This is a genomic window from Methyloversatilis discipulorum, from assembly GCF_018780585.1.
GTDB classification, from domain to species: Bacteria; Pseudomonadota; Gammaproteobacteria; order Burkholderiales; family Rhodocyclaceae; genus Methyloversatilis; species Methyloversatilis discipulorum_B.
In genome coordinates, this window is sequence record NZ_JADMJL010000016.1 from 336188 (window position 1) to 350185 (window position 13998).

The 13998-nt window shown below is 66.1% G+C and carries 11 protein-coding genes; 8 read left to right on the top strand and 3 right to left on the bottom strand.

Going from position 1 to position 13998, the window contains the following annotated elements; translation table 11 throughout:
• Positions 1–38 precede the first annotated feature (38 nt).
• Positions 39–1058 (bottom strand): heat-inducible transcriptional repressor HrcA, encoded by a 1020-nt coding sequence (gene hrcA, locus IV112_RS07665; RefSeq protein WP_020165302.1) that lies wholly within the window; start codon positions 1056–1058, stop codon positions 39–41.
• 158 nt (positions 1059–1216) lie between these two features.
• Here hrcA and IV112_RS07670 point away from each other — a divergent pair, with 158 nt between their 5' ends.
• On the top strand, positions 1217–2107 hold the full coding sequence (locus IV112_RS07670) for an NAD kinase (RefSeq protein ID WP_304002496.1): 891 nt from the start codon (positions 1217–1219) through the stop codon (positions 2105–2107).
• Between the two features lie 27 nt (positions 2108–2134).
• The gene (gene recN / locus IV112_RS07675) at positions 2135–3790 is read left to right on the top strand and encodes a DNA repair protein RecN (RefSeq protein ID WP_304002497.1); all 1656 of its coding nucleotides are present in this window, start codon (positions 2135–2137) and stop codon (positions 3788–3790) included.
• Here recN and IV112_RS07680 read toward each other — a convergent pair whose 3' ends face one another.
• Positions 3791–4354 carry a TMEM165/GDT1 family protein gene (locus IV112_RS07680; protein WP_304002500.1) on the bottom strand — a complete coding sequence of 188 codons (564 nt, stop codon included), beginning with the start codon at positions 4352–4354 and terminating at the stop codon, positions 3791–3793.
• A 42-nt stretch (positions 4355–4396) separates the two neighbouring features.
• Positions 4397–4843, bottom strand: coding sequence for a ferric iron uptake transcriptional regulator (gene fur / locus IV112_RS07685; RefSeq protein WP_019917499.1), 447 nt, complete (start codon positions 4841–4843; stop codon positions 4397–4399).
• Positions 4844–4948: 105 nt separating this feature from the next.
• Between fur and IV112_RS07690 the strand changes: the two genes are divergently transcribed.
• The 6 genes from IV112_RS07690 to greA all read left to right on the top strand — a co-directional run bounded on the left by IV112_RS07690 (position 4949) and on the right by greA (position 13995).
• Positions 4949–5404 carry an outer membrane protein assembly factor BamE gene (locus IV112_RS07690; RefSeq protein ID WP_304002503.1) on the top strand — a complete coding sequence of 152 codons (456 nt, stop codon included), beginning with the start codon at positions 4949–4951 and terminating at the stop codon, positions 5402–5404.
• Between the two features lie 55 nt (positions 5405–5459).
• Positions 5460–6257 (top strand): 4-hydroxy-tetrahydrodipicolinate reductase, encoded by a 798-nt coding sequence (gene dapB / locus IV112_RS07695; protein ID WP_304002506.1) that lies wholly within the window; start codon positions 5460–5462, stop codon positions 6255–6257.
• A gap of 76 nt (positions 6258–6333) precedes the next feature.
• The gene (locus IV112_RS07700) at positions 6334–8913 is read left to right on the top strand and encodes a response regulator (protein ID WP_304002508.1); all 2580 of its coding nucleotides are present in this window, start codon (positions 6334–6336) and stop codon (positions 8911–8913) included.
• A 162-nt stretch (positions 8914–9075) separates the two neighbouring features.
• Positions 9076–10218: a glutamine-hydrolyzing carbamoyl-phosphate synthase small subunit gene (gene carA, locus IV112_RS07705; RefSeq protein WP_304002511.1), complete on the top strand. Its 1143-nt coding sequence runs from the start codon at positions 9076–9078 to the stop codon at positions 10216–10218.
• 82 nt (positions 10219–10300) lie between these two features.
• On the top strand, positions 10301–13516 hold the full coding sequence (carB, locus tag IV112_RS07710) for a carbamoyl-phosphate synthase large subunit (RefSeq protein ID WP_304002512.1): 3216 nt from the start codon (positions 10301–10303) through the stop codon (positions 13514–13516).
• Positions 13517–13521: 5 nt separating this feature from the next.
• Entirely contained in the window at positions 13522–13995 is a 474-nt protein-coding gene (greA, locus tag IV112_RS07715; protein WP_020165293.1) for a transcription elongation factor GreA, read from the top strand.
• Positions 13996–13998: the final 3 nt, after the last annotated feature.

A 13998-nucleotide genomic window follows, 5' to 3' on the forward strand; every position in this document is an offset into this window, starting at 1 on the left:
GTTTTCTTGTTGTGATCCGTCCCGGTGGAGACGGGTTGTCAGGTCTGGCTCAGGGCGCTCGACAGCAGTTTGGCGGTGACGTCGACGATCGGAATCACGCGCTCGTAGGCCATGCGCGTCGGTCCGATCACACCCACGGTGCCCACTACCTGACCCTGCACCTCGTACGGCGCGGTCACCACGCTGCATTCGTCGAGCGGGGCCAGACCGGATTCGCCGCCGATGAAGATCTGCACGCCATCGGCCCGCTGCGACAGGTCGAGCAGACTGGCCAGTTGCGTGCGCTGATCGAACAACGAGAACAGCTCGCGCAGTCGCGACATGTTGGACGCGAGATCGTCGACTTCGAGCAGATTGCGCTCGCCGGTGATGACGTACTGCCCCTTGTCGTCGGAGAAGGCCTCGTTGCCGGCCTGCAACGCAGCCGACATCAGCGTGGTCAGATCGCCGTGCAACTGCTTCAGTTCCGCCTGCAGCCGGCCGCGGATCTCGTCGAAATCGAAGCCGACGTAGTGCTGATTCAGGTAGTTGGCCGCACTGACCAGCTCCGACGGCGAAAAGTTGCGTTCGGTCAGCAGGATGCGGTTCTGCACCTCGCCGGTGTCGGTCACGATGATGAGCAGGATGCGTTTGTCCGACAGGCTCAGGAACTCGATCTGCCGGATGCGCGGCAACTGGCGGCGTGGCGCGACCACGATGCCGGCGAAGCGGGTGAGCTGCGACAGCAGCTGCGACGCCTGATTGACCAGCAGCCGCGGATCGGCCGGGCGCAGCTCGCCTTTCAGTTCGCTGATCTGGCCGGGCTCAAGCGGCTGCACTGACAGCAGCGTGTCGACGAAGAAGCGGTAGCCGCGCGGCGTCGGGATGCGGCCAGCCGACGTGTGCGGGCTGGCGATGTAGCCCATGTCCTCGAGGTCGGACATGACGTTGCGTATGGTCGCCGGCGACAGATCGAGGCCGGAGTACTTCGACAGCGTGCGCGAACCCACCGGCTGGCCGTCGGCGATGTAGCGCTCGACCAGGGTCTTGAGCAGCAGTCTCGAACGATCTTCAAGCATGGTGCGGGTGGCGGGATACGGATCCTGATGCGGTTGCGGAGACTGATTCTAGAGCAGCGCCAGCATGTTGGCGCCGTCAGCGCACCGATATTGACACAGCCGTCGTCACACCGCCGTGCCGTCGATGACGGGTCGGGGCTTTGTGGTTTAATTCGCCGATGAAAAACGAATCCCCGGCCTTTGGCTGCGTCGCGCTGATCGGCAAGTACCAGAGCGCCGAAGTGGCCGAGTCACTGCGCGCGCTGGCGCACTGGCTGAGCGAGTCCGGGCGCGAGGTGCTGATCGAGCAGGCATCGGCCGAAGTGCTGCCGGACGACCGCTTCGAGGTGGCCGATTTCGATACCCTGGGCCGCCGAGCGAAGCTGGCGGTGGTGGTCGGCGGCGACGGTTCGCTGATCAGCGCCGCGCGCAAGCTGGCGCCGCACGACGTGCCGCTGGTCGGCATCAACCAGGGCCGTCTCGGCTTCCTGACTGACGTCGCCCGCTCCAACATGCTGGCGGCGATGGAATCGCTGATGCAGGGCCAGTTCCGTCCGGAGCGTCGCGCGCTGATGCAGGCTTCGGTGCTGCGCGAAGGGGCCGAGGTGTTCTCCGCGTTCGCCTTCAACGACGTGGTCATTTCGAAGGGCGACCTCGGCCGCATGATCGAGTTCGAAATGCGGGTCGACGACGAATTCGTCTACAGCCAGCGTTCCGACGGGCTCATCGTATCGACGCCGACCGGCTCGACCGCCTACTCGCTGTCGGCCAACGGACCCATCCTGCATCCATCGCTCGGCGGCATGCTCATCGTGCCGCTGTGCCCGCACGCGTTGTCGTCGCGCCCCATCGTGCTTGGCGATTCGGCCGTGCTGAAGGTACGCCTGTTCTCGCGGCACGACGCGCGGGCGCACTTCGACGGCCAGGAGCACTGCAATCTGCAGGGCGACGACGTGCTGCGCATCGAGCGTTCACCGTATCGCGTTACCTTGCTGCACCCGCCCGGCTACAGCTACTTCTCGATGCTGCGCGAAAAGCTGCGCTGGAGCGAGGCGCCCAAGGAAGTCTGAACCTCACGTCTGAGTCCCTTTCGTTTCATGCTCGAACGTCTTTTCATCCGCGACTTCATCCTGGTCGACCGGCTCGAACTCGACTTCGCGTCCGGTTTCGGCGCGCTGACCGGCGAGACCGGCGCCGGCAAGTCCATCCTGGTCGATGCGCTGGGGCTGCTGCTCGGTGGCCGGGCCGATGCCTCGGTCGTGCGCGCCGGCTGTGACCGGGCGGAACTGTCGGCCGAGTTTTCCTGTGCCGCCGACAGTGCCGTCGCTGGCTGGCTGAAGGAACAGGATTTCCAGCTGGAAGAGGGCATGGTGATCGCCCGTCGCGTCATCGACGCCGGCGGACGTTCGCGTGCCTACATCAACGGCGCGCCTGCCAGCGTGAGCCAGTTGCGCGATCTGGGCGGGCAACTGGTCGACATCCATGGTCAGCACGCCCATCAGGCGCTGATGCGCGAAACGGCGCAGCGTGCCCTGTTCGACCAGCATGCCGGTCTGACCGCGCAGGTGGCGACCGTCGGCCGGCTGCATCGTGAATGGCAGCAGCGCGAACAGGCGCTGGCGCGCGCTCTGCAGGACCGCGATGCCGCCGAGCGCGAGCGCGAGCGGCTGCAGTGGCAGGTCGAGGAGCTGACGGCGCTGGCCTTCGAACCGCAGGCATGGGCCGAATTGCAACAGGATCACGGCCGACTGGCGCACGCCACACAATTGCTCGAAGGCTCGGCCGAGGCGCTGGCGCTGATCGAGGAGGGCGAGGCGGCGCTCGACGGGCAACTGGCGCACATCGCGTCGCTGCTCGGCCGACTGGAAGCCTTCGACGCCTCGCTCGGCGAATGTCGTGGCCTGATCGAGTCGGCCGCCACACAGGTCGACGAGGCGGCGCGCGCGCTGCGCGCCTACGCGCATCGCATCGATGCCGACCCGGCCGCCCTGGCGCGTGCCGACGAACGCATAGCGACGGTGCTGGCCTGCGCGCGCAAATACCGCGTCGATCCGGACGAACTGCCGCAGCTGCTGGCCGACAGCCAGGAAGGGCTGCAGCGGCTGGAGGCGGAATCCGACCCGGCCGCGCTCGAAGCGGCGCGCGATGCTGCACGGGCGGCCTGTGTCGAGGCGGCCAAGGAACTGTCCGATGCGCGCCGGCCGGCGGCAAAGCAGTTGTCAGAGGCGGTGACCGCGGCAATGTCCGAGCTGGCGATGCAGGGCGGGCGCTTCGAAGTGGTGCTGAAACCGCTCGATCAGCCGTCGGCCACCGGCCTCGAAGAGGTCGAATTCCATGTCGCTGCCAACCCGGGGCAGCCGCTTGCACCGCTGGCCAAGGTGGCCTCGGGCGGCGAGCTGTCACGCATCGGACTGGCCATCCAGGTCATCGCCAGCGCGCGCAGCGGCACGCCGACGCTGGTGTTCGACGAGGTCGATGTCGGCATCGGCGGTCGCGTCGCCGAGGTGGTCGGGCGTCAGCTCGCCCGTCTGGGCGAGGCACGTCAGGTGCTGTGCGTGACCCATCTGCCGCAGGTGGCGGCGCGGGCGGATTGGCAGTGGTCGATCGCCAAGCGCAGCGAGGGCGGGCAGACGCGCAGTTCGGTCACGCCGCTGGATGCGCCGGCGCGCGTTGACGAGATTGCCCGCATGCTGGGCGGCGAAGTGATCACCGACACCACCCGCGCGCACGCGCGCGAAATGCTCGGCGCCTGATCAGTTCAGCCCGACCGCCAGCGTGATCACGCCGGTGGCGACGAACAGGCCGGCGGCGATGCGCCGTATCCAGTTCACCGGCAGCCGCTGCGCCAGTTTCTGGCCGATATACACCGCCGGTACGTTCGCGATCATCATGCCCAGCGTCGTGCCGGCGACCACCCAGACATAGGCGTCCTCGAAGCGGGCGCCCAGCGCCACTGTCGCCAGCTGTGTCTTGTCGCCCATTTCGGCCATGAAGAACAGCAGGGTCGAGGTCAGGAACACGCCGTGCGCGCTGCCGACTTCGGTTTCCTCCAGCTTGTCCGGCACCAGCGCCCACAGCCCGCAGCCGATGAAGGCGAGGCCGACGATCCAGCGCAGCACCTCCGGCGACAGGACGGAAGCGACCAGCGCGCCGAGCCAGGCGGCCAGCGCGTGGTTCAGCACGGTGGCTACCAGTATGCCGAGGCAGATGGCACGTGGCCGGCGCATGCGCGCCGCCAGCACGAAGGACAGCAGCTGTGTCTTGTCGCCGATTTCGGCGAGCGCGACCAGCGCGGTGGAGGCGATCAGGGCATCCATGGGCAAGCCGCCGGGCGGCGGCGAGGGTGGGCGCGGCTGGACTCAGCCGCGGGGCGTGGTCTTGCGCTTGTTCGGGCAGGCTTCGGTCGAGCAGTCGGCGAAGATGGTCAGCGCGTGGTCGTGTACGGTGAAGCCGCGTTCCTTGGCCACCTTGATCTGACGGCGTTCGATCTCGGCGTCGTAGAACTCCTCGACCTTGCCACACTGGATGCACACCAGATGATCATGGTGGTGGCCTTCGTTCAGTTCGAATACCGCCTTGCCCGACTCGAAGAAATGGCGTTCGAGCAGACCGGCCTGCTCGAACTGGGTCAGCACGCGGTAGACCGTGGCGAGGCCGATGTCCATGTCCTCCTGCAGCAGGGCCTTGTAGACGTCCTCGGCGCTCATGTGGCGCACGTCTGCACGCTGGAAAAGCTCGAGGATCTTCAGTCGCGGCAGCGTGGCCTTGAGGCCGATGTTCTTCAGGTTCTGGGAATTTGCGCTCATCCGGGTCGTCTGGAGGCTATGGCAAGGTCGCTATAATATAGACTTTCGCGTCCGGCCCGGCGTTCCGCCTGCGGTCGCCCGATCATCACCCGAGTCCTGCCCGCGATGTCCCTCGCTCCCTTTGCCACCCTGAGCCGCGTCTGTCTAGCGCTTGTTCCGTTGATTGCCGGCTGCAGCAGCTTCGAGGTGCCCGATGCGCTCGACGTCACCAGCAAGCTCAATCCCTACCGTATCGACATCCGTCAGGGCAATCTGGTCACCCAGGACATGGTGGGTCAGCTCAAGGCGGGCATGAGCCGCGAGCAGGTCCGCTTCGTGCTCGGTTCGCCGATGCTGGCCGACGTGTTCCACCCGGACCGCTGGGATTACGTCTATTACTTCAAGCCGGGCAACAAACCGGAAGACACGCAGCAGCGCCGGCTCATCGTCTATTTCGAGGACGACAAGCTGGTCAGCGTGGGCGGCGACGTGGTCGCTGCGGAAGATGGCGAGATCCAGCCACCGGAGCCGCGTACGCGCACGCTCGATCTGGGCGAGATTGCGGCACCCGAGAAGAAGTGAAACCGGGCGCTGCGAGCGTCCGCACACAGCGAACTGAAAGGATTTCATGTCACCGATGCGCATAGCGATCGCGGGGGCATCCGGCCGCATGGGCCGCATGCTGATCGAAGCCACCACGCGTGACGAGGGGGCGACGCTGGTCGCCGCCCTCGATCGTCCGGACTCGCCGGCGATCGGCGAGGACGCCTGCGCCTTCCTCGGCATCCGGAGCGGCGTGCTGATCCGCGGCGATGTCGAGGCAGCGCTCGCCGGCGCCGATTTCCTGATCGACTTCACCCGCCCCGAAGCCACGCTGGCTCACCTCGAGGTATGCAAGCGCCTGGGCGTCAAGATGATCATCGGCACCACCGGCTTCAGCGACGCACAGCGTGCGCAGCTGACCGAGGCGTCGAAGGAACTGGCCATCGTGTTCGCGCCGAACATGGCGGTCGGCGTCAATGCCGTGTTCAAGCTGCTCGACGTCGCGGCGCGCATCCTGAACAGCGGCTACGACATCGAGGTGATCGAGGCGCACCACCGGATGAAGGTCGATGCGCCATCCGGCACCGCGCTTCGCATGGGCGAGGTGGTGGCCGATGCGCTGGGTCGTTCGCTGGCGGACTGCGCGATCTATGGTCGCGAAGGGCATACCGGCGAGCGCGATGCGAACACCATAGGATTCGCCACCGTGCGCGGCGGCGACATCGTCGGCGATCATACGGTGCTGTTCGCCGGCATCGGCGAGCGGGTCGAGATCACGCACAAGGCGGCCAGCCGTATGCCCTACGCGCTGGGCAGCCTGCGCGCCGCGCGCTGGCTGGTCGAGCGCAGCAACGGTCTGTACGACATGCAGGACGTGCTCGGACTGCGCTGAATCGCAACGGCTGCAGTGGCGCTTCAGTGCTGCGGGTGTGTGTCGTTAATTCTGCAGGATCCGGTTCAGGTCATTCATGCATCCAGCGCTGAATACACTGCTGCAACAGCTCGGTCTGTCGTCGCTTGACGACAAGACTGTCGGCGCCTGGCTGTCGGCTCAGTCCGAACCTTCGGCGCTGGCCGGAGCGCTGCGCGAGATCGATCGCCTGCTCGAATCGGCAGGCGGAACGGACGCATCGCGCCACGCCTGGCAATGGATACCGTCCAGCGCACACTTCGTCGTGTCGGCCGAATGCCGGCAGTCGCTGGGCTACAGCCAGGCCGAATTGCCGGACCTGCTGGCGGTCTGGCGCGACATCCTGCACGAAGATGATCTCGGCAGCTTCGATGCCTGGCTGGAGGACCGCCTGGCCGGGGCGTCGGGTCAGCCGGCCATCGATGTGCGGATGCGACGCGTCGATGGCGGCATGGTGTGGATGCGCATCGAAGCAACCGCCACCGAGCGCGACGAGCGCGGCCGCGTGGGCAGCGTGTCCGGACTGATCGGCCAGCTCGATGCGCGCCGTCAGGCCGAGGTCGAACTGCTGCGTGCCAAGGAGAAGGCGGAGGCGGCCAGCCGCGCCAAGAGCGATTTCCTGGCCAATATGAGCCACGAAATCCGCACGCCGATGAACGGCATCATGGGCATGTCGGCGCTGATGCTCGACACCACGCTGGACAGCGAACAGCGCGAATACGTCAATGCAATCAAGACCTCGGCCGATGCGCTGCTGGTCATCATCAACGACATTCTCGATTTTTCGAAGATCGAGGCCGGCAAGCTGGCGATCGAGGAAGTCGAGTGCTCGCCCGGCGAACTGGTCGGCGAGGCCGCCCGCGGGCTGGCCATCGGTGCCCAGCAGAAGGGTCTGGAGCTGTACTGCCGCATCGCCCCGGATCTGCCGGTTCGTGTGCTCGGCGACCCCGGCCGGCTGCGCCAGATACTGGTCAATCTGATCGGTAACGCGGTCAAGTTCACCCAGCGCGGCGAGATCGAGGTCGGTTGCGAGGCGGTCGGCATCCCGGCAGCGGCCGGTGCCCAAGCCGAACTGCACCTGTGGGTGCGCGATACCGGCATCGGCATCGACGCGACCAAGCAGGCGCTGGTGTTCGAAGCTTTCGCCCAGGCCGATACCTCGACCACGCGCCGCTTCGGCGGCACCGGCCTCGGACTGGCCATCTGCAATCGCCTGGCCACGCTGATGGGTGGCCGGCTGTGGCTGGAGAGCGCGCCGGGACAGGGGTCGACCTTCCATTTCACGATGCGCTGCCGGGTGGTCGAGCAGGCCGGGCTGTCGCCGAACTTCCACCGTTTCACCGGTCTGCGCGTACTGCTGATCGAGGATCATCCGCCCAGCCGCGGCGTGGTCGCCGCGATGCTGGGCGACATGGGTGCATCGGCGCTGGCGGTCGGCACCGTGCAGGCGGCGAGGCAGGCGCTCAAGCAGGCGCACGAGAGCGGCCGGCCCTTCGACATCCTGCTGGTCGATCGCACGCTGCCCGACGCCGATGCCTTCGATTTCGTGTCCGGTTTCTGCGAAGGCCCGAACCGGCTGAATCGGGTGGTGATGATGTTCAGTGGTGCCAATCAGGCCGCCGACAACGCGCACGCCCGCACGCTGGGCGTACGCGGCCGTCTGCACAAGCCGTTCTCGGCCCACGAACTGGCGTCTGCGCTGGGTGAGGCGCTGAGCAGTCGCCCGGACGAGGTGCACGAACTGGACGATTTCGCGCTGGCCATCGGCGACCTGGACATCGAGCGCTCGCTGGCGCACGAGGGCCTGGGCGAAAGTCCGAGCCGGCGCGTGCTGCTGGCCGAGGACAATCCGGTCAACCAGCTGGTGGCCGTGCGCACGCTGGAGCGTGCCGGCTACAAGGTAACCGTTGCCAACAACGGGCAGGAAGCGCTGGATCTGCTCGAACGCGAGAACTTCGACGTCGTGCTGATGGACGTGCAGATGCCGGTCATGGGCGGCATCGAAGCCACGCGTGCGATCCGTGCGCGCGAGCAGCGCCGCTCCTGGGTCATCGACACCGACCACGTCGAGCACCTGCCCATCATCGCGATGACCGCCAATGCGATGAAGGGCGACCGCGAACTGTGCCTGGACGAGGGCATGGACGACTATGTGAGCAAGCCGGTCAAGGCCGACGATCTGCTGGCGGCGCTCGAACGGGTGCTGGCGCGACCGGACGACGGCTTGTCGCAGACCGCGATCACCGACGTGAATGGTCTGATGCGCGAACGCCCGGATGCGGCCGATCCGGTGATGGATCTCGAACATACGCTGGCAACGCTGGAAGGCGACCGTGCCATGGTGTTGCGCGTGATCGACGTGTTCCTCGGCGAACTGCCGGAATTGCGTCGCGGTCTTGGCGTCTGCGTGCAGGCGCAGGACGGCGACGGGGCGGCGCGCATCTGCCATCGACTGCGCGGCTCGCTGTCGGTTTTCGGCGCTGCCGGTGCCGAGGTGAGCGTGACGCGCCTCGAAGATGCCGCACGCGGCGGCGATCTTTCCGATCTGGCGACGCTGCACAAGGACGCTGACCAGCAACTGTCCCGTCTGGGCGACGCGCTTTTCAGTGGCCGAGCGAGCGTGGCTGAGATGGCCTGAGCCGGCTGCAGCGCGCCTCAGCGCACCAAAATTGCGCGCCGCACCACCCCGAGGTATAATTCGCACACTCAGCGGGAGACGCCTCGAACGGCGCCTCCCGCTTCGCATATGTGGCGCACGCGCGCGCCGCCGTCCCCCGATCAGAAATTCAGGAGTTACTACGTGTCCGCCCATGCGCCCGCGCTGCTCGCACTCGCCGATGGATCGGTCTTTCACGGCAAAAGCATAGGGGCGGAAACGGTCACGACCGGTGAAGTGGTTTTCAACACCGCGCTCACCGGCTATCAGGAAATCCTGACCGATCCGAGCTATACCCGCCAGATCGTCACGCTGACCTATCCGCACATCGGCAATACCGGCGTCAATGTCGAGGACGTCGAAGCCGGCCGCGTGTTCGCTGCCGGCCTCGTCATCCGTGACCTGCCGCTGCGCTCGTCCAACTTCCGCAGTCACCAGACGCTGGATGCCTACCTGCGCGAGCAGGGCATTCCTGGCATCGCCAATATAGATACCCGCAAGCTCACCCGCCTGCTGCGTGAAAAGGGTGCGCAGAGCGCCTGTCTGATGGCCGGCAAGGTCGACGCCGCCGAAGCGGTGGCCAAGGCGCGCGAATTCGCCGGCCTCGCAGGCATGGACCTGGCCAAGGTGGTCAGCGCGACCGCGCCCTACGAATGGACCGAGGGCGAGTGGCAACTCGGCCAGGGCTTCGTCAAGCCGGACGCCACGCCTTTCCACGTCGTCGCCTACGATTTCGGCGTCAAGCGCAACATCCTGCGCATGCTGGCCAGCCGCGGCTGCCGTCTGACCGTGGTGCCGGCGCAGACGCCGGCCGAGAAGGTGCTGGCGATGAATCCTGACGGCGTGTTCCTGTCCAACGGCCCGGGCGACCCGGAGCCCTGCGACTACGCGATCGCCGCGATCCGCACCTTCCTCGACCGCAGGATTCCGACCTTCGGCATCTGTCTCGGCCACCAGCTGATGGGCCTCGCTGCGGGCGCGAAGACGCTGAAGATGAAGTTCGGCCACCACGGCGCCAACCACCCGGTCAAGGACAACGATTCCGGCCGTGTGCTGATCACCAGCCAGAACCACGGCTTCGCGGTCGATCCGGCCACGCTGCCGGCCAATGTGCGGGTCACCCACGTGTCGCTGTTCGACGGCAGCCTGCAGGGCATGGCCTGGACCGACCGCCCGGCCTTCTGCTTCCAGGGCCACCCGGAAGCCAGCCCGGGCCCGCACGACGTGGCCTACCTGTTCGATCGATTCGTGAAGATGATGGAGGAGGGGCTAGGGAAGAGGGGCTAGAGGCTAGAGAGCATGCGGCGGCGAAGCCGCCGTGATGTGTCCCCTAGTCCCTGATCCCTAGTCCCTGACCCCTCAAAGACAAATGCCCAAACGTACAGACATCCAATCCATCCTGATCATCGGCGCCGGTCCCATCGTGATCGGCCAGGCCTGCGAGTTCGATTACTCCGGCGCCCAGGCCTGCAAGGCGCTGCGTGAAGAGGGTTACCGCGTCGTGCTGGTGAATTCCAACCCGGCCACGATCATGACCGACCCCGGCATGGCCGACGTGACCTACATCGAGCCGATCACCTGGCAGATGGTCGAGAAGATCATCGAGAAGGAACGCCCGGACGCGCTGCTGCCCACCATGGGCGGCCAGACCGCGCTGAACTGCGCGCTCGATCTGGCCCGCCACGGCGTGCTCGACAAGTACAAGGTCGAACTGATCGGCGCCAAGCAGGAAGCGATCGACAAGGCCGAGGACCGCGAGAAGTTCAAGCAGGCGATGACCAAGATCGGCCTCGGTTCGGCGCGCTCCGGCATTGCCCACTCGATGGAAGAGGCGCTGCAGGTCCAGGCCAGCATCGGCTTCCCGGCCATCATTCGCCCGTCCTTCACGATGGGCGGCAGCGGCGGCGGCATCGCCTACAACCACGAGGAATTCGTCGAGATCTGCAAGCGCGGTCTCGAAGCGTCGCCGACCAACGAGCTGCTGATCGAGGAATCGCTGCTGGGCTGGAAGGAATACGAGATGGAAGTCGTGCGCGACAGCGCCGACAACTGCATCATCGTCTGTTCGATCGAGAACCTCGATCCGATGGGCGTGCACACCGGTGACTCGATCACCGTGGCACCGGCGCAGACGCTGACCGACCGCGAATACCAGATCATGCGCAACGCCTCGATCGCGGTGCTGCGCGAGATCGGCGTCGATACCGGCGGCTCCAACGTGCAGTTCTCGATCAACCCGGCCGACGGCCGCATGATCGTGATTGAAATGAACCCGCGCGTGTCGCGTTCGTCGGCGCTGGCGTCCAAGGCGACCGGCTTCCCGATCGCCAAGATCGCCGCCAAGCTGGCGGTCGGCTTCACGCTCGACGAGCTGAAGAACGACATCACCGGCGGCGCCACGCCGGCGTCCTTCGAGCCGTCGATCGACTACGTGGTCACCAAGATTCCGCGTTTCGCCTTCGAGAAGTTCCCGCAGGCCAACGACCGCCTGACGACGCAGATGAAGTCGGTGGGCGAGGTGATGGCCATGGGCCGCAGCTTCCAGGAGTCGATGCAGAAGGCGCTGCGCGGCCTCGAAGTCGGCGTCTATGGCTTCGACGAGATCGAGACCGACCAGGACGAGATGGAGCGCGAACTGGCGCTGCCGGGTCCGCAGCGCATCTGGTACGTCGGCCAGGCCTTCCGCAACGGCATGAGCCTGGACGAGGTGCATCAGCTGACCAAGATCGACCCGTGGTTCCTGGCGCAGATCGAGGACATCATCCTGACCGAGCGCGCCTTCTTCGGTCGCAGCCTGAAGAGCGTGGACGCCGCGACGATGCGCGATCTGAAGCGCAAGGGCTTTGCCGACCGTCGCCTGGCGCGTCTGTTCCAGTGCGACGAAACCGCGCTGCGTCTGCACCGCCAGACCCTCGGCGTGCGTCCGGTGTTCAAGCGGGTCGATACCTGCGCCGCCGAGTTCGCCACCGACACCGCCTACATGTACTCCAGCTATGAAGACGAGTGCGAAGCCAATCCGACCTCGGCACGCAAGATCATGGTGCTGGGCGGCGGTCCGAACCGCATCGGCCAGGGCATCGAATTCGACTACTGCTGCGTGCACGCGGCCCTCGCACTGCGCGAGGACGGGTTCGAAACCATCATGGTCAACTGCAACCCGGAAACGGTGTCGACCGACTACGACACCTCGGACCGCCTCTACTTCGAACCGCTGACGCTGGAAGACGTGCTCGAAATCGTCGCCATCGAAAAGCCGGTCGGGGTCATCGTGCAGTTCGGTGGCCAGACGCCGCTGAAGCTGGCGCGCGACCTGGAGGCCAACGGCGTGCCCATCATCGGCACCACGCCGGACATGATCGACGCTGCGGAGGACCGCGAGCGCTTCCAGAAGCTGCTGAACGACCTCGGCCTGAAGCAGCCGCCCAACCGCACCGCGCGTGCGGAAGACCAGGCGGTGCGCCTGGCGGCCGAAATCGGCTACCCGCTGGTGGTGCGCCCGAGCTACGTGCTGGGCGGCCGCGCGATGGAAATCGTTCATCAGCAGTCGGACCTCGAGCGCTACATGCGCGAGGCGGTCAAGGTGAGCAACGACTCGCCGGTGCTGCTGGACCGCTTCCTGAACGACGCCACCGAAGTGGACGTCGATGCCTTCTCCGATGGCCAGCAGGTGATCATCGGCGGCATCATGGAACACATCGAACAGGCCGGCGTGCACTCGGGCGACTCCGCCTGCTCGCTGCCGCCGTTCTCGCTGACGCCGGAACTGTGCGACGAACTGCGCCGCCAGACCGAACTGATGGCGCGCGGCCTGAACGTGGTCGGCCTGATGAACGTGCAGTTCGCGATCCAGCGCGACGCGTCCGGCGACACCGTGTATGTGCTCGAAGTGAACCCGCGTGCTTCGCGCACCGTGCCCTTCGTGTCCAAGGCCTGCGGCCTGCCGCTGGCCAAGATCGCCGCACGCTGCATGGCTGGCCGCTCGCTGGCCGACCAGGGCGTGACGCACGAAGTCGTGCCGCCTTACTTCTCGGTCAAGGAAGCGGTGTTCCCGTTCGTGAAATTCCCCGGTGTGGACACCATCCTCGGTCCGGAAATGAAGTCCACCGGCGAAGTGATGGGTGTCGGTCGCACTTTCGGCGAAGCTTTCGTGAAGAGTCAGCTCGCCGCCGGCGTGCGGCTGCCGACCGGCGGTCGCGCCTTCATCTCGGTCAAGCCGGCCGACAAGGCCAAGGCGATCGAGGTCGCGCGCGAGCTGCACGAGCTGGGCTTTACGCTGGTTGCTACCCGCGGCACCGCCGCAGCCATCGCCGCCGCCGGTTTGCCGGTCACCCCGGTGAACAAGGTGAATGAGGGCCGTCCGCATATCGTGGACATGATCAAGAACGATGAAATCACCTTCATCGTCAATACGGTGGATGAAAAGCGCAGCGCCATCAACGATTCGCGCTCGATCCGCACCAGCGCGCTCGCCAGCCGCGTCACGCTGTTCACCACCGTCGAAGGCGCGCGTGCCGCGTGTGCAGGCATGCGCATTTCCGAACTCGAAACCTATGCGCTGCAGGCCCTGCACGCGCAGATCAACTGAACGATATGAGCGTACCTCTTACCGTCAACGGTGCCGAAAAGCTCAAGGCCGAGCTGCACCGACTGAAAACCGTGGATCGTCCCAACGTCATCGCCGCGATCGCCGAAGCGCGTTCGCACGGCGATCTGTCCGAAAACGCCGAGTACGATGCGGCGAAGGAGCGTCAGGGTTTCATCGAAGGCCGGATTGCCGAAGTCGAAGGCAAGCTTTCGAACGCCCAGATCATCGATCCGAAGGCGCTCGACGCCGACGGCCGCATCGTGTTCGGTGCAACCGTCGATCTGGAAGACGTGGAAGCCGGCAAACCGGTGACCTACCAGATCGTCGGGGACGACGAGGCAGATCTTAAGGCGGGCATGATTTCGGTGAATTCGCCGATCGCGCGTGCGCTGATCGGCAAGTACGCCGGCGACGTGGCCGAAGTGCAGGCCCCGGGCGGCATCCGCGAGTACGAAATCGTGGACGTGCGCTACGTCTGAGCG